Source organism: Streptomyces sp. SLBN-8D4 (assembly GCF_049739545.1).
GTDB classification, from domain to species: domain Bacteria; phylum Actinomycetota; class Actinomycetes; order Streptomycetales; family Streptomycetaceae; genus Streptomyces; species Streptomyces canus_C.
Genome location: NZ_JBMGQC010000001.1, coordinates 190,361 through 212,519, shown reverse-complemented (window position 1 = coordinate 212,519; position 22,159 = coordinate 190,361). Strand labels below are relative to the sequence as shown.

At 70.9% G+C, this 22,159-nt stretch carries 18 protein-coding genes and 3 pseudogenes; 11 read left to right on the top strand and 10 right to left on the bottom strand.

Features of this window, described 5'->3' with window-relative positions; all coding sequences use genetic code 11:
• Nucleotides 1–32: 32 nt before the first annotated feature.
• On the bottom strand, nucleotides 33–1,109 hold the full coding sequence (locus RKD20_RS00985) for a sodium-dependent transporter (protein WP_424875918.1): 1,077 nt from the start codon (nucleotides 1,107–1,109) through the stop codon (nucleotides 33–35).
• 203 nt (nucleotides 1,110–1,312) lie between these two features.
• On the opposite strand from RKD20_RS00985, the pseudogene RKD20_RS00980 reads away from it, so the two are divergent.
• Both RKD20_RS00980 and RKD20_RS00975 read left to right on the top strand, forming a co-directional pair.
• Nucleotides 1,313–1,841 (top strand): annotated as a pseudogene (locus tag RKD20_RS00980) (hypothetical protein); the annotation flags it as partial.
• A gap of 303 nt (nucleotides 1,842–2,144) precedes the next feature.
• Complete coding sequence (locus tag RKD20_RS00975; RefSeq protein WP_424883109.1) at nucleotides 2,145–2,558, top strand: hypothetical protein; 414 nt, start codon at nucleotides 2,145–2,147, stop codon at nucleotides 2,556–2,558.
• 7 nt (nucleotides 2,559–2,565) lie between these two features.
• On the opposite strand, the gene RKD20_RS00970 is transcribed toward RKD20_RS00975, so the two are convergent.
• The 5 genes from RKD20_RS00970 to RKD20_RS00950 are packed head-to-tail and all read right to left on the bottom strand — an operon-like array spanning nucleotide 2,566 to nucleotide 6,553.
• A complete protein-coding gene (locus RKD20_RS00970; protein ID WP_424875917.1) occupies nucleotides 2,566–3,942 on the bottom strand; it encodes a sensor histidine kinase in 1,377 nt (458 codons plus the stop codon).
• Nucleotides 3,939–4,601: a response regulator transcription factor gene (locus RKD20_RS00965; protein WP_424875916.1), complete on the bottom strand. Its 663-nt coding sequence runs from the start codon at nucleotides 4,599–4,601 to the stop codon at nucleotides 3,939–3,941. Before RKD20_RS00965 ends, RKD20_RS00970 begins: the two co-directional genes overlap by 4 nt.
• Nucleotides 4,555–5,286 (bottom strand): phosphatase PAP2 family protein, encoded by a 732-nt coding sequence (locus tag RKD20_RS00960; RefSeq protein WP_424875915.1) that lies wholly within the window; start codon nucleotides 5,284–5,286, stop codon nucleotides 4,555–4,557. The genes RKD20_RS00965 and RKD20_RS00960 overlap by 47 nt, the downstream gene beginning before the upstream one ends.
• A complete protein-coding gene (locus RKD20_RS00955) occupies nucleotides 5,283–5,888 on the bottom strand; it encodes a phosphatase PAP2 family protein (RefSeq protein ID WP_424875914.1) in 606 nt (201 codons plus the stop codon). Before RKD20_RS00955 ends, RKD20_RS00960 begins: the two co-directional genes overlap by 4 nt.
• Nucleotides 5,885–6,553, bottom strand: coding sequence for a DedA family protein (locus tag RKD20_RS00950; RefSeq protein ID WP_424875913.1), 669 nt, complete (start codon nucleotides 6,551–6,553; stop codon nucleotides 5,885–5,887). The genes RKD20_RS00955 and RKD20_RS00950 overlap by 4 nt, the downstream gene beginning before the upstream one ends.
• A gap of 177 nt (nucleotides 6,554–6,730) precedes the next feature.
• Here RKD20_RS00950 and RKD20_RS00945 point away from each other — a divergent pair, with 177 nt between their 5' ends.
• The gene (locus RKD20_RS00945; RefSeq protein ID WP_424875912.1) at nucleotides 6,731–8,503 is read left to right on the top strand and encodes a hypothetical protein; all 1,773 of its coding nucleotides are present in this window, start codon (nucleotides 6,731–6,733) and stop codon (nucleotides 8,501–8,503) included.
• Nucleotides 8,504–8,528: 25 nt separating this feature from the next.
• Here RKD20_RS00945 and RKD20_RS00940 read toward each other — a convergent pair whose 3' ends face one another.
• Together RKD20_RS00940 and RKD20_RS00935 are read right to left on the bottom strand one after the other, a co-directional pair.
• A complete protein-coding gene (locus tag RKD20_RS00940; protein WP_424875911.1) occupies nucleotides 8,529–9,251 on the bottom strand; it encodes a polysaccharide deacetylase family protein in 723 nt (240 codons plus the stop codon).
• A complete protein-coding gene (locus RKD20_RS00935; RefSeq protein WP_424875910.1) occupies nucleotides 9,248–10,630 on the bottom strand; it encodes a glycosyltransferase in 1,383 nt (460 codons plus the stop codon). Before RKD20_RS00935 ends, RKD20_RS00940 begins: the two co-directional genes overlap by 4 nt.
• A 139-nt stretch (nucleotides 10,631–10,769) precedes the next feature.
• Between RKD20_RS00935 and RKD20_RS00930 the strand changes: the two genes are divergently transcribed.
• The 6 genes and pseudogenes from RKD20_RS00930 to RKD20_RS00905 all read left to right on the top strand — a co-directional run bounded on the left by RKD20_RS00930 (nucleotide 10,770) and on the right by RKD20_RS00905 (nucleotide 16,965).
• Complete coding sequence (locus RKD20_RS00930) at nucleotides 10,770–11,195, top strand: BlaI/MecI/CopY family transcriptional regulator (protein ID WP_424875909.1); 426 nt, start codon at nucleotides 10,770–10,772, stop codon at nucleotides 11,193–11,195.
• Nucleotides 11,196–11,199: 4 nt separating this feature from the next.
• Nucleotides 11,200–12,207: a M56 family metallopeptidase gene (locus RKD20_RS00925; protein WP_424875908.1), complete on the top strand. Its 1,008-nt coding sequence runs from the start codon at nucleotides 11,200–11,202 to the stop codon at nucleotides 12,205–12,207.
• A 132-nt stretch (nucleotides 12,208–12,339) separates the two neighbouring features.
• Nucleotides 12,340–12,480 (top strand): annotated as a pseudogene (locus RKD20_RS00920) (IS5/IS1182 family transposase); the annotation flags it as partial.
• A gap of 442 nt (nucleotides 12,481–12,922) precedes the next feature.
• The gene (locus tag RKD20_RS00915; protein WP_424875907.1) at nucleotides 12,923–14,992 is read left to right on the top strand and encodes a putative Ig domain-containing protein; all 2,070 of its coding nucleotides are present in this window, start codon (nucleotides 12,923–12,925) and stop codon (nucleotides 14,990–14,992) included.
• Nucleotides 14,993–15,220: 228 nt separating this feature from the next.
• Nucleotides 15,221–16,240 carry a permease gene (locus RKD20_RS00910; protein WP_424875906.1) on the top strand — a complete coding sequence of 340 codons (1,020 nt, stop codon included), beginning with the start codon at nucleotides 15,221–15,223 and terminating at the stop codon, nucleotides 16,238–16,240.
• The gene (locus RKD20_RS00905) at nucleotides 16,237–16,965 is read left to right on the top strand and encodes a TIGR03943 family putative permease subunit (RefSeq protein ID WP_424875905.1); all 729 of its coding nucleotides are present in this window, start codon (nucleotides 16,237–16,239) and stop codon (nucleotides 16,963–16,965) included. The genes RKD20_RS00910 and RKD20_RS00905 overlap by 4 nt, the downstream gene beginning before the upstream one ends.
• Before the next feature lie 997 nt (nucleotides 16,966–17,962).
• On the opposite strand, the gene RKD20_RS00900 is transcribed toward RKD20_RS00905, so the two are convergent.
• Nucleotides 17,963–19,171 carry a PP2C family protein-serine/threonine phosphatase gene (locus tag RKD20_RS00900; RefSeq protein WP_424875904.1) on the bottom strand — a complete coding sequence of 403 codons (1,209 nt, stop codon included), beginning with the start codon at nucleotides 19,169–19,171 and terminating at the stop codon, nucleotides 17,963–17,965.
• A 352-nt stretch (nucleotides 19,172–19,523) separates the two neighbouring features.
• Here RKD20_RS00900 and RKD20_RS00895 point away from each other — a divergent pair, with 352 nt between their 5' ends.
• The gene (locus RKD20_RS00895) at nucleotides 19,524–19,727 is read left to right on the top strand and encodes a transposase family protein (protein ID WP_424875903.1); all 204 of its coding nucleotides are present in this window, start codon (nucleotides 19,524–19,526) and stop codon (nucleotides 19,725–19,727) included.
• On the opposite strand, the pseudogene RKD20_RS00890 reads toward RKD20_RS00895, so the two are convergent.
• A pseudogene (locus tag RKD20_RS00890) lies at nucleotides 19,643–19,929 on the bottom strand (IS5 family transposase); the annotation flags it as partial. The gene RKD20_RS00895 and the pseudogene RKD20_RS00890 overlap by 85 nt on opposite strands.
• A gap of 192 nt (nucleotides 19,930–20,121) precedes the next feature.
• Here RKD20_RS00890 and RKD20_RS00885 point away from each other — a divergent pair.
• The gene (locus RKD20_RS00885) at nucleotides 20,122–21,282 is read left to right on the top strand and encodes an AI-2E family transporter (protein ID WP_424875902.1); all 1,161 of its coding nucleotides are present in this window, start codon (nucleotides 20,122–20,124) and stop codon (nucleotides 21,280–21,282) included.
• The last annotated feature ends 877 nt before the right edge of the window (nucleotides 21,283–22,159 follow it).

Sequence of the window (22,159 nt, the reverse complement as noted above, 5' to 3'; positions counted from 1 at the left end):
GCCACGGTTGCTGCCGTCGCTGAGAGCGGAGTTCACGGTGACGCGGGGCAGGGCGGGTGCCGACGACCCGCTGTCCGCACGACCCGGCTCGCGGCTGTCTTCTGCAGCAGCCCGTAGGCGAGCACCGGCAGGAGCAGGTGCGGTTTGTCGGGCAGCGTGGTGGTGATCAGGACCGCGCTCGCGCTGCTGTTGTTCATGCCGCAGGCGAGCGTCAGCGAGGAGGAGGCGGGGGCGTCCAGGCGCAGGAGCCGGGAGGCGGTCCGGCCCAGCGCGAAGGACAGCAGGCACACGAGCGCTGCCACGACCAGTGCCGCGCCGAACAGCAGCGGGCGCGGATGCGCGAGGAAGGAGCCCAGGGCGCCGCTGGCGTTGACATAGGTCAGGACGAGCGATCCGAGCAGTGCGACGGGCACGATCACGCGCAGGGCCCGGCTGAGCCACGCCGTCGGCAGCGCGAGTCGGAACAGGATGCCGAATGCACAGGGGAGGACCACGGTGACGAGAGCGAAGCCGCCCTGGGCTGTATGGCCGGTCGTTGCCAGTGTGTCCGCGTAGCCGCCGTCCAGGAGCGGCACGAAGGCGGTGATGATCAGCGGGATGGTCAGCGGGCTGAGGAGTGTGGAGGCGAGGACGAGTCCCACCATGGTGGGTTGGTCGCCGTCACCCTTGCCGGTCCAGACGGTGGCTCCGGCGGCCACAGGCATCGCCACGATCAGGATCATCGAGCTGATCAGTCCGCTGCCGCCGTCGCTGTCCGGGGTGCGGTGCAGTCCGAACGCGACGACGGGGATGACCAGGAGCGGGATCACGAGGTGGAGGGCCATCCCGGCCAGCAGGGTGGTCGGCTTGCGGAGCAGGCGGCCCAGTTCGCGGACGGGTACCTGGAGTCCGGCGGAGAAGAGCACCAGGGACAGCAGCAGCGGGGCGGTACTCAGGGCCGGGCCGTTCACGGTGCCGACCGGCACGGTGTGGTCGCGGCGCAGCCACAGGCCGGGGTCGGGCAGGAGCAGGGCGGCGACGTAGGACAGTACGACGGCCCGCCCGAGCCGACGTCGCAGCCAGGCCGTCACCGGGTCGGCAGGCGGTGGGGAGGCAGTCGTACGGTTCAAGGCGGCCTGCTTTCATGGCGGCGGAGGGGACGGGGCGGAACGCCGCTATGCAGGAGCCGTGATCACGAGTCGCCATGTCACTCATAGTGCTCGGGTGAGGCGGATGGGGCAGCCGATGACGCACGGCGGTCAGGATGCGTTCAGGTATCCCGTGGCACGGTCGGACCTCATGACATACGAGACCTCCCGGACGCCCAGGTCTCGTCGGCGAGACCGCGGCCGACCCGCCCAATGAGGAGGCCGGTCTGGGCCTGACCGGTGTGTCGGTGCTGATGATCAGCGTCGTGGGCACGCTGATCAGCGACAACCTCACCGACGACGGTCTGGTACCGGCGCGAGCGGACCCTGTCCATCCACCGCATCGACACCACGAGCCGCGAGTCCTGCTCCTGTCTCGCCGTGCTGTTCACCTGCGCCCTGGGCATCGCGGCCGGTGACCTGGTCTCGGAGCGCAGGAACCTGGGCCACTGGCTCTCCGCGGTCCTGTTCGGCCTGGCCATCGCCGCAGTCGCCCTCGCGCACTTCATGCCCGGCCTGGACGCGGTGTGGAGCTTCTGGATCGGCTACGTCCTCACCCGTCCGCTCGGCGCGTCCATCGGCGACTACCTCTCTCAGCCCAGCGGAGCCGGCGGCCTGGGCCTGGGTACCGCCATCACCAGCGCGCTGTTCCTCACGGTCATCCTCGGCCTGGTCGGGTTTCTCCCGGTGACCCGCAAGGACGTGGCGCAGCCGCAGCACAACCCGACACGCAGCCTGAGCAGGCAAGCCGCAGGCGTTCAGGATGCGTTCGGACTGACGCTGCCAAGGCCGACTCCGGCGACTTCCCTCGCGGTCGCCTCTGCTCACAGGGTGCTCGTCCCCATCGCGGGACGGGCGCCCTGCCGTTCTTCCGGACCTCTTCGCGCAGACTCTCAAGCTCGGCTACTCCTCACCACGATCACGCTGTTCCTGATCTTCGTGGTGACCCTGGTCGTCCAGCTCGGGTCGAGCCACTGCAACCCGTTCTTCTACTGGACCGTGATCCTGTCGACCAGCATGGCCGGAACCACGATGTCCGACTTCATGAACCGTGACGCGAGCGCCAGGTACCTCTCGGGCCGCGGCACTTCCCTGGGCGACTTCCTCTCCGACAGCTCGGGCCTCGGTTACGCCGGCGGCGCGCTGCTCGTGACGGGCGCACTGGCCGTCCTCGCCTGGCTGATGAAGGTGCCGGTCGTGCCGAACGTGCTGCTGTTCCGGATCGCCTTCGTCCTCACCCGCCCCCTGGGAGCCACCGCCGGTGACCTCCTGACCAAGCCGGTCACCAAGGGCGGACTGGACCTCGGTACCGCGGGATCTTCCGCCGTGCTGCCGGCCCTTCTGGTCGGGCTGATGGCGTACGCGCAAGTGCGGGAGCGCGGAACACCGCAGATGACGGAGCGGGAGCCGGTCGCCCGGCGGGCCGACTGATATCACGTCATCCGGCGGGCAGGTCGACCAGGAAACGTGCTCCGGGAGTGTGCTCGGGGTCGTGGGAGACCTCGCCGCCGACGGCGCGGGCCAGGCGCCGCGCGAGCGGCAGTCCCAGGCCCGCCCCGTCGTGCCCGTCGCCGAAGTCCGCGCGCCGGCCGGGCTGGAAGAGATCGTCGAGGAACTCCTTCGGTACGCCGGGACCGTCGTCGGTGACGTCGATGCGGACGCCGCCGGGCAACTGCCGTGCTGACACGGTCACCGTGGAGACGGCATAGCGAACGGCGTTGGCCAGCAGCGGGCTGACGATGCGTTCGAGATGAGCGGAGGTGACGCCCGCCTCCATCTGCTGGTCCGGCACGTCGACGACGGCCTTCAGCTGTGTCCGTGCGTCGAGATCCTCGACCAGCCGCCGCAGCACGGGAGCGACAGCGGTGGCACCGACCGCCGTGGTGGTGTCCCGCGCGCCTTCGCGGGCGTCGTTCAACAGCGTGTCGCAGATGGTGCGCATGGACTGGGCGGCCTCCGCGATCACCTCGTGGGTGGCGTCCGTCTCGGCGGCCGAGCGCGGGCGTGCCCGCCACCAGTCGAGCTCGACGACGATCCGGGTGAGCGGGGTGCGCAGTTCGTGCGACAACTCCCCGGTCAGCTGCTGCTCGTGACGCAGCACGGTGCGGATGTGGTCCAGCAGTGCGTCCAACGAGGTGCCCAGGCGGGCCAGTTCGGCCGGCTGGTCCTCGGCGCCGAAACGCTGGTCGGAACCGACGGCGCTCCACTGGGTGGCCCGGTCGGTCATGGTGCGTACGGGGCGCAGCGCCCGTCCGACGGCCAGCCGCGTCAGCGCGTAGGTGCACGCGAGCATGACAGCGTCCAGGATCAGCGAGCCCGACAGCAGGGTGCCGGCGGAGTTGCGGTAGGGGGCGAGATCCACGGCCGTGACGACGGTGACGGTGCTGTGACGGCCGGAGACGGGTTGGGAGCACAGGCGGACGAAAGGGGGGTGGTCGGTCTGCACGGTCGTGCAGACCGGCCTGCCCCGTGCGGCGAGCCGGTCAGCGGCCCGGGTCAGCGCACTGTCGGTCGTGGCCGACGGTGGTTTCTCCAGCAGCCGTGTCCCGGTGTAGATCCACACGTTCGCGTCGAGCAGGCTGTCGTCGGCGGTCTCCAGGACCCGGACTCGGGGGCCGCCGGTGTCGACGGTGGTGGCGACGGCGGCGGCGCGGTTGCGTAGTTCGTCGTCGGCCTGGTGCTGGAGGTGCCGGTTCATCGCGGTGTTGAACACGACGGTCAGCACGGTCATCAGGAGCGCGGCGGTGGTCAGTGCCACGAGCGAGAGCCGACCGCGCAGCGTGCGGGGCGCCAGACGGCGCGCGAGCCGGTTCATGACAGCCGGTGCCCGATCCCGCGTGTCGTGGTGAGGGCGAGGCCGCTGCCCGCTTCGCGCAGCTTGCGGCGCAGTCGGCTCAGATACTGGTCGAGGGTGTTGTCGCTGACCTGGGCGCCGTCCGGCCAGGCGGCCCTGACCAGGTCGCGGCGGGACACGAGGGTCCCGCCTGCGGCCATGAGCGTGGCCAGCAGACGGAACTCCGTGGGGGACAGGTCGATGTGGTCGTCGCCGACGTGCGCGCTGTGCCGGGTCGCGTCCAGGACCAGGTCTCCGGCGGTGGCCACGGCCGCGGGTGCGGCCCGTTTGAGTGCGGCCCGCAGCCGGGCGACGAGTTCGGCGAGATGGAACGGTTTGGGCAGGTAGTCGTCGGCTCCGGCGGAGAACCCGGACAGCCGGTCGGTGAGGTGATGGCGGGCCGTCAGGAAGATGATCGGGGCGGCGAACCCGCCCGCGCGCAGCGCCTGGCAGACGTCCCGGCCGTCCGCGTCGGGCAGCCCGACGTCCAGGACGACGGCCGCGATGTCGCCGGTGGCCAGCCGCAGGGCGGTGGCGCCGTCGACGGCGGGCACGGGGTCGAAGTCCTCGTCGAGCAGGCCGCGGCGCAGCACGTCACGCAGGGCGTGATCGTCCTCCACGACCAGGATCTTGTGGCGCATGGCCCTCCGTTGGACTGTCCGGCGCACGGGGCGTGCCGGAGACGAACGATGCGGGCAGCCACCGGGTCATCGCGTACAGGCAGACTCCGAGCCATCCGGTGGCGAACAGCCAGCCGCCGATGACGTCGGTGAACCAGTGCACGCCGAGATAGACCCGGGACAGGCCCACCAGCACGCCCCAGCATCCGATGACGACCCGGAGCGAGGTGGCGCCGCGCGGGGCGCGCAGTGAGACCGCGACGATCAGCAGCCCGGCAGTGAGGGCCGCCGTGGTGGTGTGTCCCGAGGGGAACGCCCAACCGCCGGCGGACGCCGCCCAGTCGGCATGTGCGGGACGCGGCCGCTGGACGGCTTCCATCACCCCGTAGCGCAGCGCCTGACCGGTTCCCAGACAGGCAAGGCCCAGTGCGGCGGCCCCCATCCGTCGCCGTACGGTTCGTCCCGCGACCATGCCGGCCAACCCGGTGAGGACGTAAGGGACGGCACCGCTGCCGGTATCGGTCACCCCTCGGGCCAGAGCCTCGGCGACGTCCGGCCGATGGCCGAGCGACCATCTCAGAAAACCGTCGTCCGACCACAGTTGAGCGCCGTTCTGGCCGATCATCACGATCGTGAGGACGCCGAACGCCAGCCAAGCGCCGAGACCGACCGTCCCGGCCAGGTCGGCGGCGTCGCGCCGATTCATGAGGTGCTCAGCAGCCGGCTCAGGTGGCCGGAACCGATCCATCGGGCCACCGATCGCGACCACCGTCGCAGCAGGAGCATCGCGATCAGTGCGACGAGGCCACCGACCAGCACGCCTGCCAGGACGTCGTGCGGATAGTGCGCGCCGACCCACACCCGCGAGACCGCCATCGCCAGGGCCGCCACTGCCGCGACCGCCCCCAGCCGACGCGAGACGAAGAGCAGGGCCACGGCAGCGGCGGCCGCGATTGCCGCGTGGTTGCTCGGGAAGGACCAGTCGCCGGGCGCCGGACACGTCTCCAGGGTCTTCACTCGAAGGCTCTGGCACGGCCGGTCCTCGCGCACCGCCAGTTTCACCAGGGCATCCACGCCGTACGCGACGACCACGACCACCGGAACGGCCAGCGCCCTTGCCGCAGCCGCATCTCCACCCCGTCGAGCGAACCACCAGCCCACGACCGCGAGCACGGCGAACACCGCGAGCCCGTACGTCGACCAGAACGACACCGCTCCGTCCAGCCAGGCCGGCGCATGCCGGGCCAGACGCACCACGTCCAGATACGCGGAGCCGTCGACAGACGACCCGTCGAAAGCCATGATCACTTGCGTCCCCCCTCGGGCCGGCCGTCCCGCCGCGCCCTGTAGACCTCGGCGGCCAGGGGGATCAGCGACACGAGAACGATCAACGCCACGAGCGGGAGCAGGTAACGGTCGACGTTCGGGATCGACGAGCCGAGCGCGTACCCCGCGAGGGTGAGTCCGAGGCTCCACACGAGGCCGCCGACGATCTGCCACAACGTGAACGTGCGCACCGGAACCTCCAGAGCGCCGGCCATCGGATTGAGTACGGTCCGCACCACCGGCACGAAACGGGCCAGCGTGATCGCCTTCGCATGTCCGTATCGCTCCAGCAGTTCCTCGGCGCGTTTCGCACCCTCGCGCAGACGCTGTGAGCGGCTTCGGGCCAGCAGTGCTCCACCCGCCTTCCGGCCGAGCACATAGCCGCACTGCGCCCCGGCCAGGGCGCCTGCCGCAGCCGCGACCAGGAGCGGCCCCAGCGACAGGTGCACACTCGACTCCGCCGAGCCCGTGCACAGCAGACCGGCCGTGAAGAGCAGCGAGTCGCCCGGCAGGAAGAAGCCGACCAGCAGCCCTGTCTCGGCGAACATCACCACTCCGACGCCCAGCACGCCGAACGCCGCCAGCAGCGAATGAGCGTCCAGCACGTTCACGGCCAGCTGTGATGCCGGATGAATCGGTGTGATCATGGCAAGGCGGCCTTTCCGGCAGGTGATTCGGTGTCTGCGATTCACCCAACCGCGTGGACGTGGCCCGAGGGAACCGCACTCGCCGAGCCTACATCTACAAGATGTAGTAGATGTTCTCTGGGTGGCCGGATGCAAACGGCCACCCAAACGGAACACGAGGCGGAGGAGACGGGCGCCATGGCTGACCCCTGTCGCACAGGAACCGGTACCTGGACTCTGCGGCGTGCGGCCACGAACCCGACTGCGCCACCCCCGGCCCCGGCCCGGCAGTTCCGTGCCCCGGGCGCCGGGCCCCAGCAGTTGCACCGAGGGATGACCCTCGTGGCCACGATCAGCCTGTTCATCGGGACACGGGCCGCCTGGACCACCGCGATGGCCTCACGCCCGGCCGTCGCCGGCGTCATCTCCGTCTGCTACGCCTCGATCCTCGTCTGCGCCGCTCTCAGCCTCCTCGTACGGAGCCGTCGCGCGCTGATCAGGGTCGACGCCGTCGTACTGATGACCGCTGTCGCGCTGGTGATCTGCGGCTACCTGCTCGATCACGCGGGCACCGACGAGGGAGTGCTGACCGCCCAGGCGGCGAACGAGATCCTGCACGGCCGCCCCGTCTACGGCCAGCCGTGGCCCTGGCTGTTCGGCTCGCCGCACGTCGGGATCACCAAGACCATGTCCGGGGGTGCCGACTACACCTACGGCTACCCGCCGCTGACCGCGCTGCTCGCGGCCCCGGTGCACGCCGTCGTCCACTCGACGGCGGCCGCCACCCTGGTCACCACGGCCGCGCTGCTCGTCTCCTCGGTCCTGCTGTGGTTCCTGCTGCCGGCACCCTGGAGGTCGGCCGCCACCGCGGTCTGTCTCGGCTTCGGCCTCCTGCCCCACTACGCCTACGCCGGCTACCCGGCGATCACGGCTCTCGCCCTGCTCGTCCCCGTAGTGGTCCGCTGGCCCGCAACCGGTGAGGGTGGCCGTCTCGGCTCAGGGGGAGTGCTGCGGGCGGCGTGTCTGGGTGCCGCCTGCGCGGCCCAGCAGCTCGCCTGGTTCCTGGTCCCGTTCCTGCTGATCGGTCTGTACGCCGTCAGGCGCGGGGAACTCGGTCCGCGGCGGGCTCTGGCGGTGACCGCCCGCTACACGGCCACCGCCGCTCTCACCTGCGCGGCGGCCAACGCCTACTTCGCCGTCGAGGACTTCTCCTCCTGGCTGCAGGGCGTACTCCTGCCGCTCGAACAGAAGGCGATCCTGCACGGCCAGGGCCTGATGGGCATCTCCTACTACTTCACCGACGGCAGCGGCCGCCTCGACTACTACTCCTACGGCAGCCAGCTGCTCCTGCTCGGCCTGCTCGTCGCCACCCTGCTGTTCGTCCGGCGTCTCGGCCCCGCCCTCACCGTCCTGCCGTGGGTCGTGTTCTATCTCGCCACCCGCTCCCAGGACGGCTACTTCCTGATGATGACCCCCCTGTGGCTCGCGGCCGCCGCCACCGTCCCGGCCGCCGCGTTCGCCACCGCCTGGCAGCCGCGACTTCCCCATGTCACCGGCCGTGCGAAGGCCGTCCTCGCGGGCGGGCTGCTCGCCCCCGCCCTGGTGTGCGTCGCGATCGCCGCGGCGAGCCCGCCGCCCCTGCGCATGAGCCTCTCGCCGCGCTTCGCCACGCACCACGCGCGCGTGGGTGTCACGGCCATCGAGGTGCGGGCCGTCAACACCACCGGTACGGCGCTCACCCCGCACTTCGCGAGCCGCACCGGCCAGGGCGCCTCCAACTGGTGGACCGTCGCCTCCGGCCCCGCGGTGCTCGCCCCGCACGCCTGGGCCGAGTACCAGGTGAAACCCGCGGGAGGGTTCCGCGCCCTGCCCGGCGGCCACGGTCCCGGGACCTACCTCATCGCCGTCACCGGCACGCCGATGACGATCACCACGGCCCACATCCCGGCTGCCCCTTCCGCGATCCAGTAGCGAGGGCACCAGGCGTTCGTGCTGTTCAGCCGTGGTCGCGCAGTGGACCGACGTCGTAACCCCGTTCCTGGCAGGTGTCGAGGATCCGGGGGAGCGCGCCCAGCGCCGAGCGCCAGGCGCCGGGGGCGGAGGTGCAGTCGGAGTCGTGGAGCAGGACCGTGCCGCCACCGTCCAGGTCGGCGGTGACGGTGCGGTGGACGGAGTGCGGGGTGGCACGAGCCGTCCAGTCCTCCCCCCAACAGGTCCACAGCACCGGGGTCAGGTCGAGGCGCCGGACCGCGAGGTGGGCCGCGGTGGACATGACGCCGTACGGGGGCCGGAAGAGCGTGGGCTGCCGTCCGGTGATCGCGGCGACGGTGTCGCGGGCCCGGCGGAGGTCGTCGTAGGTGGCGCGCGGGCCACGCAGCAGCAGGGGGCGGTGCAGCCAGCCGTGGACGGCGACCTCGTGACCGGCCGCCGCGATCTCGCGGACCAGCCCGGGGGAGCGGTGTGCCTCGCTGCCGAGCAGGAAGAACGTGGCGTGCACTCCGCGCCCGGCGAGCAGTCGTAGAAAGTGCGGGGTGGAGCGGGGGTCGGGGCCGTCGTCGAAGGTCAGGGCGATGTGGTTCGTGCGACCGCGGCCCGCGAGGCGGGGCATGAGGCGGTTGCGCAGCGGTCCGAGGGTGGAGAGGACGGGTGCGGCGTGGGCGGCCGCGAGGACGGGTACGGCGGCGAGGACGGCCGTGCGCAGCGTCGGGGCGATGTTCACGAGTGGTCGTCCTCCGACGGGGAGGTGTGTTCCGGTGGGAAGCCGTCCGGGTCGAGGCGGTGGCTGATGGCATGGATGAGGTCGGGACCGTCGTACGCCGTCGCCACCCCGGTGGCGACGGCGCACACGATGGACGCGAGGACGGCCGTGGTGGCGAGTCGGGGCTTCGTCCGGTGCCGTTGGGCAACCGGGCGGAAAACCCGGCTGGGGGCTCCTGACCGGTGCACGCGCGCAATCTCGGCCGTCGGGCAGCCGCCGGGGGACTGAGCGAACAGGGCGAATCCCGTTGCCCGTTGCCGGCGTCCGAGCGGGCCGTCGATCAGGTCGCACAGCACCGCTTTGAGGTCGGCCGGGTCGCGTATCCAGACGGCCGCACCGGCCTCGTCCAAGGCGGCGGCGTTGGTCAGCCCGTGCCCGGGTATGCAGCGGTAACTGGCGACGGGCAGGCCGCAGGCGAATGCCTCCAGCGAGGTGAGCCCGCCGGCGTTCTGGACGAGGACGTCGGCGGCGTGCATCAGGGAGGGCATGTCGTCGACCCAGCCGAAGGCGTGGTCGATGCCGTCGGCGCGCAGGTGCTCGGCCAGGGCCTCGTTGCGGCCGCAGACGACGACCGGGACGGCGGCGCCGCAGTCACGCAGCTCGCGGGCCACCGTACGGAGCGGGCCCACCCCCCAGGACCCGGCGACCAGCAGAGCCAGCGGGGCGTGGGACGGCAACCCGAACCTCTCCCGCGCGCGGTCACGTCCCGGTGCGTCGCAGGGCCGGAAACGGGGGTCCGTGACCGGCCCGCGCACGCGCACGTCCCGGGCCCCGGCCGCCCGCGCCTGGGCGGCGGGCACGGCGTGAGCGGCGAGGTGGACGTCCACCCCCGGCGCGACCCACAGCGGATGCACCGAGAAGTCGGTCAGATAGGTGAGGACCGGCACGGCCAGCCGACCGTCCAGGCGCAGGTTGCCCAGGACCCGGCTGGCCCCGGGGTAGGTGGAGACGACGGCATCGGTGCCCGGCGGCAGGGCGCGCAGTACCCGGTCCTGCGCCGAGCGCAGCAGCGCCCGCGCCACCGGCCCGCCGCCCCCGGCGCGCTCGGTGCTGGAGTAGATCCGCTGGTAGGCCCAGGGGGCCCGCACCAGCAGCCGGTGATAGCCCTCCTGGACGGTGCGGCCCAGGCGGGCGGGGAGCAGGTCCAGCAGGTCGAGGCGGTCCACGGCGTAGCCCTGCGCGGCGAGACGGCGGGCGAGCTCGGCGGCGGCACCGTCGTGACCGGCCCCGACGCTCGCGGAGACGATCGCGACCCGTCCCGCGCCGGGCGTCGCGGCGGACTGCGGAGGAGGGGTGCCCGTGAGGGTGGGTCCGGGCGCCGTGCTCGCGCGATGGGGCATGGGTTTCCTCCGCAGAGACGGAAGCGGCGGAACTCTACGAGTTGTAGTAGTTCGCGGTTGAAGCCCGGAGCATACCTCCTACAACTAGTAGGAGACGGCCGGGTAGTCTGTGCGGACGGTCGGCGAACGGAGGCATCCGGTGGAGGAGCGAGAGGACGGCGGCGCCCGCGGGGCGTCCGGCAGGCGAGCCCGCGGCGAACTGGAGGGCGATGTCCTCGCCGCGCTCTGGGCCGCCGACGGCCCCCTGACCGCCGGCCAGGTCCGGGAGGCACTGCCGGGCGACCTGGCCTACACGACCGTCCTGACCATCCTGTCCCGGCTGCACGACAAGGAGATGCTCGTCCGCCACCGCGAGGGCCGCGGCTACGCGTACGAGCCCGTGCGCGACGAGGCGTCGCACACCGCCCAGCGCATGCGGTCGCTGCTCGAGGGTGGTTCCGACCGCGAGGCGGTCCTGGCCCGCTTCGTCTCGGAACTGTCCGAGCAGGACGAGCACGTGCTGCATCAGCTCCTGTCCGGGCACGACGCCCGCAGCGGGGATGATCGCTCGGGAGGGAGGGCGTAAAGCCGTGCTGATCAGCGTCTACGTCCCCTTCGCCGTCACGGCCGTGCTCGCCGTGCTCGCGCCCCGCCTGGCGCACGTGCTGCCCCCGCGCCGCGCTGCCTGGGCCCTGGCCTGCGCCGCGCTCGTGAGCGCGATCGGCTGGGCGGGGGCACTCGCCCTGCTCGCCTTCACCGGCGTGGCTCAGATCCCGGAAGTCGCGGAGGAGGGCCGCTGGTCCGTGGCCGCCCTGCAAGCCGAGGATCCGGTCTACCTCGTCGTCGCGGCAGGCAGCGCCCTCATGCTGGTCGTGGGCGTCGTCTCGCTGGGCGTGGCCGCCGTGAAGCAGGCCCGCCTCCTCGTCCGGGCGCGACGGGAGCACGCCCGGCTGCCGGAGGACACGGAGCTGGTCGTGGTCGACGACGACGTCCCGACGGCCTTCGCGCTGCCCGGGTCGCCGGGCCGGATCGTGGTCTCCCGGGGAATGCTGCGCTGTCTCACAGACCGCGAGCGCGAGGCCCTCCTCGCACACGAGCGGGCTCACCTGCGCTGCCGCCATCAGCTCTTCCAGATCCTGTGGCGGCTCACCGCGGCCTTGAACCCGCTGCTGCGGCCGCTGGCCGTCGCGGGCGGTTTCGTCCTGGAGCGCTGGGCCGACGAGGAGGCCGCGCTGCGCGTCGGCGACCGTAAGATCGTCGCGCACGCCGTCGGGCGCGCCGCACTGGCATCCGCCGGTGCCTCGTTCCCGGCCGCACTGGCCGCGACCGGCGGGGCGGTGCCGCAGCGGGTGCGGGCCCTGCTCGCCCCGCCACCCCCGCGCCGGAGCCTGCCCCTGGTGGCGGGCGGCTTCCTGCTCGCCGTGTGCTGCGCGAGCCTCGTCAACGCCGCATCCGACAGCGATCAGATGGTGGACAGTGCGCAGTGCGCGGCGTACGCCGCCACGGCGAGCGCACCGCCGACCGGGGAACACCGGCACGGGCCCGACTTCTGCTTCGGGGACCAGGATCGCCGGAAACTTCAGGAGCACCGCCCGTAACGAGGCGGCCAGACCTGTCGGCTGCGCGTATTCAGGTCGCGAGCAGTCCGCGGCCGAACCAGTCCGCGCTGTCGCGGACGCCGGCAGGGCGTCGAGGTCGGCATGGGCGCAGCGCCACCCACGTTCTTCTGACAGCCCGCGATCGCCGAGCGAGGCCAGCCTCACGACACCGGCCCGGGTACCTTCCGGTGGGTCGTCGAGCGGACGATCTCCTGGCTGCACGGCTTCCGCCGCCTGCGCATCCGCTGGGAACGACGCGACGACATGTTCGACTATCCGGCCAGGGTGAGGTTGTGGAGGCGGGCGATGCCGACGGCGGGTGTGTACCGCGAAACTCCCCGTCGCCGACGGCATGACGGATGGTCGGAGACGGGCGCGGCGGTCGGGATGAGCCACCACTGAAGAGGTCCTCGAGACGCTGCGGAGTCCGCCTCCGGGGCCGGCCGGCCTGAGTCTCTGCTCTGGGCCAAGCCCGCCCCAGATACCTCCAATGAAGTGGCCATTCTCGTCCTATGGCGGAGCAAAGAATTCCTTGCGTACCTGCCGGTTCGGCCGCCTCGGATTTACGTTCCTCTCGCACCCTGTCATGTCATGTTCATCGGCATGTCGGGTCAGTTGAATGTCATGCTCATGGCTGCGCGGTTTCGCCGCCGCTACGCGCGTCACGGGCCTGCCAATCCAGTGCGCATCCCCACGTCAACGGAGGCAGAACCCCATGCGTGAGTCACGTCTGAACAAGCGGAGACGGAGTCTGCGAAGACTTCTCGCCGTCTCCTTCCCGGCCCTCGCCCTTACCGTCGCCGGACTCGTCGCGGCACCGACGGCCGGCGCCCAGGCCGCTGCCGTCCACCCGCACGCCACCAAGGTCACGCAGAACAACAAGGCGCTGACCGACCCCGCGCGTCAGACCTTCCACTCCACCGGCAACGCGGGCCAGAAGGTACCCACAACTCATCTGTGCGCCACCGCCGAGCCGGGCCACGCGTCCTGCTTCGCCCAGCGCCGCACCGACATCAAGCAGCGCCTCGCCTCGGCGCTCGCCGCCGCGGCCCCCTCCGGCCTCTCCCCGGCCAACCTGCACAGCGCCTACAACCTGCCCACCAGCGGCGGCAGCGGCCTGACGGTCGCCGTGGTCGACGCCTACAACGACCCCAACGCGGAGTCGGACCTCGCCACTTACCGCTCCACCTACGGTCTGTCGGCCTGCACCAAGGCCAACGGCTGCTTCAAGCAGGTCAGCCAGACCGGTTCGACCACCTCGCTGCCGACCAACGACAGCGGCTGGGCCGGCGAGGAGGCCCTCGACATCGACATGGTCAGCGCCGTCTGCCCGAACTGCAACATCACCCTTGTCGAGGCCAACTCCGCCAACGACACCGACCTCGGCATCGCCGAGAACGAGGCCGTCTCGCTCGGCGCCAAGTTCGTCTCCAACAGCTGGGGCGGCGCCGAAGCCTCCTCCCAGACCAGCGAGGACACCTCGTACTTCAAGCACCCGGGTGTCGCGATCACCGTCTCCTCCGGTGACTCCGCCTACGGTGCCGAGTACCCGGCGACCTCCCAGTACGTGACCGCAGTCGGCGGCACCGCCCTGTCCACGTCCTCCAACTCCCGCGGCTGGACCGAGTCCGTGTGGAAGACCAGCTCCACCGAGGGCACCGGCTCCGGCTGCTCGGCCTACGACGCCAAGCCGACCTGGCAGACCGACACCGGGTGCACCAAGCGGATGGAAGCCGACGTCTCCGCGGTCGCCGACCCGGCGACCGGTGTGGCCGTGTACGACACCTACGGCGGCTCCGGCTGGGCGGTCTACGGCGGCACCAGCGCCTCCGCGCCGATCGTCGCCGGCGTCTACGCCCTCGCGGGCACACCGGGCTCCAGCGACTACCCGGCGAAGTACCCCTACTCCCACACCAGCAACCTGTACGACGTGACCAGCGGCAACAACGGCTCCTGCTCCCCCTCGTACTTCTGCACCGCGACCACCGGCTACGACGGCCCGACCGGCTGGGGCACCCCCAACGGCACCACCGCCTTCACCGCGGGCACCAGCACCGGCAACACCGTGACCGTCACCAACCCGGGCAGCCAGTCCACGACGACCGGCGGCTCGGTCAGCCTGCAGATCAGCGCGAGCGACAGCGCGGGCGCCACCCTCACCTACAGCGCCTCCGGGCTGCCGACCGGCCTGTCCATCAGCAGCTCGACCGGCAAGATCACGGGAACGGCGTCCACCGCGGGCACCTACCAGGTCACCGTCACCGCGAGTGACTCGACCGGCGCCTCCGGCTCGACGTCCTTCACCTGGACCGTCGGCTCCGGCAGCGGCACCTGCACCTCGACCCAGCTGCTCGGCAACGCCGGCTTCGAGTCGGGCAACACCACCTGGACCGGGTCCAGCGGGGTCATCACCAACTCCACCAGCGAGGCGGCACACGCCGGTTCCTACTACGCCTGGCTGGACGGCTACGGCTCCGCGCACACCGACACGCTCTCCCAGTCGGTGACCGTGCCGAGCGGCTGCAAGGCCACCTTCACCTTCTACCTGCACATCGACACCGCGGAGACCTCGACCAGCAGCGCGTACGACAAGCTGACGGTCACCGCGGGCTCGACCACCCTGGCCACCTACTCCAACCTCAACAAGGCCTCCGGATACGCCCAGAAGTCCTTCGACCTGTCCTCGTACGCCGGCTCCACCGTGACCCTGAAGTTCAACGGAGTGGAGGACTCCTCCCTCCAGACCAGCTTCGTCGTGGACGACACCGCCCTGACGACCAGCTGACCCTCCCGAAGGAAGCACCCGATCCCGCACGCGGAGACCGTCCGCGTGCGGGATACCCGTGATCCACTCAGGCTTTGCCCATCGGCTGCGGAGCGGGCTCCTGAAGGGGGTCTTGCCCCGTTCAAAGCATCGCCATGTGGCGGCGTGTACGCCCGGTCATATCCGTATTCAGTGCTTACCTTTGCCCACAAAGCTGACTTTCGGGGTAAATATATGAAAACGGATGAAATGGCTAGTGGGGTCATCCCGTCCGTCGAGGGGACTTCGTCGTCCGGGGCACTGCGAGGCAGGGCACTGCCCTGGCCTCTCGTGGTCGTTGTCCTGGCGGCGATCGGCCTGGCGGCGGTGCTCGCCCTCGTCGGTACCTCGTGGCTGGAGCGGCCGGCCGTCGCCGCGTGGCGGACCGTCTGCCTGGCCATCGCCGTGCAGGCGTTGCCCTTCCTGCTGCTGGGCACCGCCCTGTCCGGTGCGATCAACGCCTTTGTGCCGGCTGGCCTGTTCAGCAAGATGCTGCCTCGGCGTCCTGCCCTGGCCGTACCGGTGGCAGGTGTGGCCGGAGCGGTCCTGCCGGGCTGCGAGTGCGCGTCCGTGCCCGTCGCGAGCAGCCTCATCCGACGTGGGGTGACTCCGGCGGCGGCCTTCGCCTTTCTTCTCTCCGCGCCGGCGATCAACCCCGTGGTGCTGACCGCGACGGCGGTGGCCTTTCCGGGCAATCCGGCCATGGTCGTGGCCCGGCTGTTCGCTTCTCTGGCCACCGCCGCGGTGATGGGGTGGCTCTGGCTCTGGCTGGGCAAGGAGGAGTGGCTGCGAGCCGCGGTACGGCACACCGGGCATCAGCCCGGCGGCAGCCGATGGAGGGAGTTCCGTCTCGGCTTCCAGCACGACTTCCTGCACGCCGGTGGCTTTCTCGTACTCGGCGCGATGGCAGCCGCGACCTTCAATGTGGCCGTACCGCGCTCCGTCCTCGACACCTTCTCCGGTTCGGTCTGGCTGTCGGTCCTGTTCCTGGCCACCCTCGCTGTCGTACTCGCCGTGTGCTCGGAGGCCGACGCCTTCGTCGCAGCCTCCCTCACCGGCTTCTCGCCGACCGCCCGGCTGGCGTTCATGGTCGTCGGCCCCATGGTCGACCTGAAACTGATCGCCCTGCAGGCGGGCACCTTCGGCCGGGCCTTCGCCTGGCGCTTCTCCTCGGCCACCACCGTCGTGGCGGTTGCCGCCAGTGCCCTGATCGGAGGTGCACTGCTGTGAAACGCCACGCACAGGTGGTGCTGCTGGCCCTGATGGGCCTCGGCCTGCTGCACTCCACCCTGTTCACCGACCTCTGCCTGCGCTATGTCAAAGAGGGGCTGCGCCCCTTGCTGATCGCCTCCGGGGCGCTGCTGTTGCTCCTCGCCCTGGCGGGCGCGGCCATGGACAAGGATCACAACGAACATCACAGCCATGCTCACGGCCACCATCACCACACGGCTCCCCGTGTCGCATGGCTGCTGTTCCTGCCCGCCCTCAGTCTCGCCTTCTACGCCCCGCCGGCCCTCGGCGCGTACACCGCGGGACGTTCCAGTGGCTCAGTGGTCAAGGAGCGGAAGAAGTTCGATCCACTGCCCGCCACCTCGCCGCTACCCATGACCCTCACGGACTTCACCACCCGCGTCCAACAGGACCGCGAAACGGCCATCAAGGGCCGCACCATCCAGTTGACCGGCTTCGTCACACCGGTCGGACAGGGCGGTGCGTGGGATCTGACCCGGATCATCTTCACGTGTTGCGCAGCCGATGCACGCCCCGTCAAGGTCCGCGTGTACGGACCCACGGCTCCGCCGGCCAACACCTGGCTGGCGGTGACCGGTACCTGGCACCCCGTCGGCGTGCTCGGCACGAAGTCCGCGGCCGGCGCCCTCGATGTCCGAACCATCCGCCGCATCTCGCCGCCGGTCAACGCCTATACCGACGACCTTCCCCTCGTGCCCTCGTAGTCCCGCAATGGGTCTACCTGCCGACGCGCACGACATCCGCATTCATCCGGTGGAGGACGCCACACGCTGGCCGAACTGGGTTTCGGAGGAGAGGTGGTGTCCGGCTGAGCATCTGGGGGGGCGCAGCGACGTGAAGCGGGGCGTGGGCTGCGCCGCCGCGCGCCTCGGGGCGGAAGACGGCGAGGCTTGGCGGTGATGCAAGGGCGGGTGGCGCGGAACGCGTTGCTGGAGAGGCCTCGCAGCAGCTGGCCGCGCTCCTTCTTCGACGGCAGGTCTGGCTGGCGGCGGAGACGCGACGGTGTTCGGGGCGCCAGACCAACCGGGCCTCCCTCATGGCGGACAGACGGATAGAGGTGTCCGTGCCGGGCCCGGCGGCGCCGTGGCTGCGTTCGCCGCCCGGCCCGGGGTCCTCAGACGCCCGCCGCGAGTTCGGGATGCTCGTGCTCGCAGGTGTCGCCGATGCCGTACGTGTCCCAGGCGCCGTCAGCGCCGCATGCAGTGCCTCCGCGTCAAGACCTCAACCTTGCACCCGGCGAATCCGAATACCCCAGCACCTACTTCAGAAATCTTCCGCGGGCTACTGAAGGAGTAAACGCACCCACAAAATGGGGACCTGTTGTGGCTTTGTGACTCAACGACGTCACGCAGACTCCCGCCCTGCTCGACGGACAATGGCTAGTTAACGGCGCCAAGTTGCATCGAGCAGGCACTCACTGTCGCAAGGAGTCGCCCCCCGGCAGTCAGAGGCATTGAGCCCTTTCCAACCTGAGGAGGGAGCCGATCGGTAAATGTGTCGCACGTCGTTGCAGGCGCCGGGATACTTCCTCGGTGACTCTCACCGGCGCCATATCGTGACCTTCCCTGAGCCCGGGCCCCGGCCGCGGATTCCTGGCGGTCCACCCACGGCAGCGGGGCGCCGAGCCGGCCACGCCCCGCGACTGAGACACCAACGGCAGGCGCGGGGCGGCCCGGTGCTCCTAGATGTGGGGTGGCCGTTTCAGATGTTGGCGCCGGCGTGGGCTTGGCGTCCCCTGGCGGTGGGGCCGTGCCAGTCCAGGCACATCACGGTGGCGTCGTCCTGGAGCTTGCCGTCACAGGCGTCGGTGACGGCTGCGACCAGGGCGCGTACCACCTCGCGCGGATGCTCGGTAGTGGTGGCGGCCATGAGGGCGGGCAAGTCGACGGATTGCGCGCGGCGTTCCTGCATCCCGTCGGTGTAGAGCACCAGCCGGTCACCGGGGCGCAGGTCGATGTCCTGCAGCCGGTACCGGCCCTGCCCTTCGACCCCGAAGGGCAGATCGGCGCGCAGGAGCACTTCTTCGACGGTGCCCTCGCGCAGCCTCAGCGGGCGCGGGTGGCCGGCATTGACGAGCTGCGCTCCGCTTCCATCCAGTGGGATCCGCAGAAGCTGGCCCGTGGCCAGGACCCTGGGCCGCTGCTGGAGAAGGGAGTGGTGGGCGCAGCCGGCCTGCTCGACCAAGGGGGCTGCAACGCGGCGGGCGCCTCGGGAGGCGTTGACGAGAATGGTGGCGATGAGCGCGGCGTTGAGGTCATGACCCATGGCGTCGGTCAGGGACAGGTGCAGGGTCTCGCGGTCCAGGGCGTAGTCGTAGGTGTCTCCGGCGACGCTCTCGGCGGGCACCAGGGCGCAGGCCAGGGTGAACTGGGGGGCCTCGCAGGAGGGGGCGGTGGGCAGGAGCTGCCGTTGGATCTCGGCGGGCAGGCTGACGGGGGCGGTGCGCTGGGCCCAGTGGTAGAGGTCGGTGAAGCGGCGGTCGGTGACCACGATGTAGGCGAGGGCGTGAGCCGCCTGCTCCACCTCCTGCAGCATGTCGTCGCTGACATCACGGGTTTCGGGCAGGGAGAGTTCGAGAAAGCCGATGGCGTCGCCACGGTTGGTGACGGGGGCGATCACGCGGTGCCCGTGCCCGTCGGCGTCGTCCGGGGCGCGGACCAGCTTCTGGGTGCGCAGGACCTGGTCGTAGAGGCTGCCGGTGAGCTGGATCCGTTCGGTGCTGCGCCCGCGCAGGGTGGTGGCCTCCTCCGCCACCCGCACCACGCCCTGGCCGATCAGATCGAGGAACAGGAAGGACACGTACCGCGCGCCGAACCGCTCGCGCAGGTCGCGCGCCACCACGTCCAGGGATTCCACCGGCGCCGCGGCCGCCGCGAGCACTTCCCCCAGTACCACCCGCTCCCGCGCCACGTAAGCCTCCTCGAAAGATCCGGAACCCTCACCCTCCCGCGATGACAGCAGGGATTCCAGCCCTTCGCGCATTGGCCATGTCGATGCCGAGCCGAGAAACGGCCGTGACCCCCCGATTGCCAGCTCGGACCAAGAACACGGCATGACTTCTTCTGCGCGCGCCGGACGGCGATTCCGACTTCGATGCAGGCGCAACCAAGTGGGAAGCTTGAGCGGACTTGGCCGTTTTCGCTGCTCTGGCCGCAGTTCCGTGAATCGCCAGGTCAGCGGTAGGGACACGGGATCGTTTCGGCAGCGTACTTCCTGCCGTGGCGAGCAAGGCGGTTGAGGATGTGCTGTTCCCGGGATCGATGTGCGGGTGGAGGGGGTGAGCGACTCCTCCGGCATCCTGGTGGTGGAGGCGGTGTCGACGGCCCGTCCAGGCCGGTGCCCGAGCTGCCGCAAGCAGGCCCACCGCGTGCACAGCACGTATCAACGCTCCCTGGATGAGCGGCCGTTGGGCTCAGGCCGGGTCATCGTCCGGCTGCGGGTGCGCCGATATTTGTGCGACCGGTAGATCATGGCAGTGGAGCGAGCAGGGAGGGCTTCGTAGTCGCGTGCCAGGCGGCGGTGGAGCATCAGCCAGCCGAGTGTTCTCTCCCTGCCCACCTGCGTGGCCGCACGGTGAAGCCGCGGGTGCCCGGGGTTCGCCGGACGATTTCAAGGTCGATGCCGAGCCGGTCAGCGTGGCCGACGAGGTATTCGCGACAGCCGCGGTCTGCCAGGCCGGCGCCGTCCGGGGCAGATGGGGGATGCGTTTTTAGAAGTCGGCTGCTCTGGGGACACGTAGCTGCGTGGTTTCTATGACGTGAGGCGGTGAAGTGCAGGTGAGCGACGCCCTGCGGCGGTCGCGCCGACGTCCGGGCGCGGGCCCCGGCGGCGATAGTGGCGCCAGTCGTGGTCCGCGGCGGATGCGGTACGTCGTGCTCGGCAGCCGACCTGCGCGCGGAGTCGGGACGGTGGCGGTCGCGCGCAGGGCTGCGACGGCGGTGCGCCCGGCCGTGGACGGCGTGACCGTCAGCCACGGGCTGAAGGTGGGTGCCGCCTACGCGTGGCGGCTGCTGGTGCTCGGGGCGGCCGTGTACGCGGGTTTCGTGCTGCTGGGACGTCTGCAGCTGGTCGCTGTCGCGTTGTTCCTCGCCCTGGTCGTCACCTCCGTACTGCGTCCCCTCGCCGATCTGCTGGCGCGGTGGCTGCCGCGGACCCTGGCGGTGGTGGTGAGTGTCGTGGGAAGCCTGCTGGTGCTCCTCGGGCTGCTGGCGCTGGTCGGCGAACTGGTGGCGAGCGAGTGGGGCCGGCTGGGGCAGGAGTTCAGCGGGGGCGTCGGGCGTATCGAACGGTGGCTGCAGGGACCTCCCTTCCATGTGAGTCCCGCGGTGACGTCGAACCTTCAGGACAAGCTGAACTCCTTCGTCTCCCAGCATCGCTCCGTGCTGATCAGCAGCGCCGTGAGCGGTGCCGGACGGCTCGTGGAGGTGCTGACCGCGGGGGTGCTCGCGCTGTTCTGCTCCCTGTTCTTCGTCCATTCCGGCGACCGGTTCTGGAGCTGGTTCCAGGAGTTGCTGCCGCAGCCGGCGCGGGACCCGTTCAACCGCGCGGGCCGTGCCGCGTGGCGGACCTTCGCCGGGTACACGCGGGGCATCGTCATCGTGGCGGCCAGCAACGCGGTGCTGGTCGGCGTCGCGCTGTTCGTGCTGCGGGTGCCGTTGGCCCTGCCGCTGACGTTGCTGGAGTTCTTCGCCGCGTTCGTCCCGCTGGTGGGATCGCCCATCGCGTTGGGCGTGGCCACGGTGGTCGCCCTGGCGACGCGCGGGCCGGTCATCGCGATCGTGGTTCTCGCGCTGATCGTCATCGTCGGCCAGATCGAGGGCCACGTCCTGCATCCGCTGGTGATGAGCTGGGCGGTCCGGCTGCACCCGGTCGTCGTGGCCGTCTCCGTCATCGCCGGCGCCATCCTGGCCGGCGTGGTCGGTGCGGTCGTGGCGGTGCCCATGGTGTCGGTGGCCTGGGCGGTGCACGGCGAACTGCGCACCCCGCCGACCGTGCAGAAGCATCCGCGACCACGGCCGTGACCTGGCATTGCCCGGGTAATCAGACGGCCTCTCTGTGCTGTGCAACTGACATGCCGTCACTTTCCGCCGGCTCCCGAGCCGCATGACGGCAATCGCAAAAGCCATCCTCACCCTGGAGCGACAACGCTGAAGAGGCTCACCACTCGCCGGGTCCGGATCGGCACCGAGACGTTCGCACGGCCCACCGAGTGGTTCGGCCTGGACGACGGCGGCGCTGCAGTCCATCACTGCCTGCTGCTTGTTCTCCCTCCAGGGCCATGGTGCGCCTTTGCACCGCACCCCGCGGTAGGGCCAGGCGGTGACGGGGGGAGCATCTGCCCAACCGTCGCCTGTCCGTGAAGGATCGGCATGCCTCCTGTCCGCAGTGCCCTACCGCCCGACCTGCTCGCCTGCCTGCTGATGACGGACTGTTCGTCCGTCCAACTCGGCAACCGACACAGCCCGGGACTCAGAACCCTGCGCCCGGCGCGCCTGCCGGATCAGGGCGCCCGGCAGCGGTGGGGGCGTGCCCGCGGAAGCACTACACGGTGCGGCAGCAGCCGCCCGCCGGCTCGTGCCGCAACCGCTTGGAGCACGGCGAGCCCCCCGAAGACCCCGCCTGGGCACGCCAGGCGCCATCTCTCCGGTGGTCACGCAGGCGAACCTGAAGTCGACGATCCGCCGCACGGGCGGCTGCACCCCAGGTGTGCGTCCCTCCGCGTATGTGACGGGCAAGGAGAAGACGCGTGCTCGCCGCCCAGCTCTCGATGCTCCGGCGTGACTTCGAAGGCCCTGGTTCCCGGACACCCCCTGCCGACCTGGTTCGCCGGAGGGCTGGGAGACGGCGTGCTTCGAGCGGGCCGGTACACGGCCGCCCATGCCCTGGATGCCGGTTCGA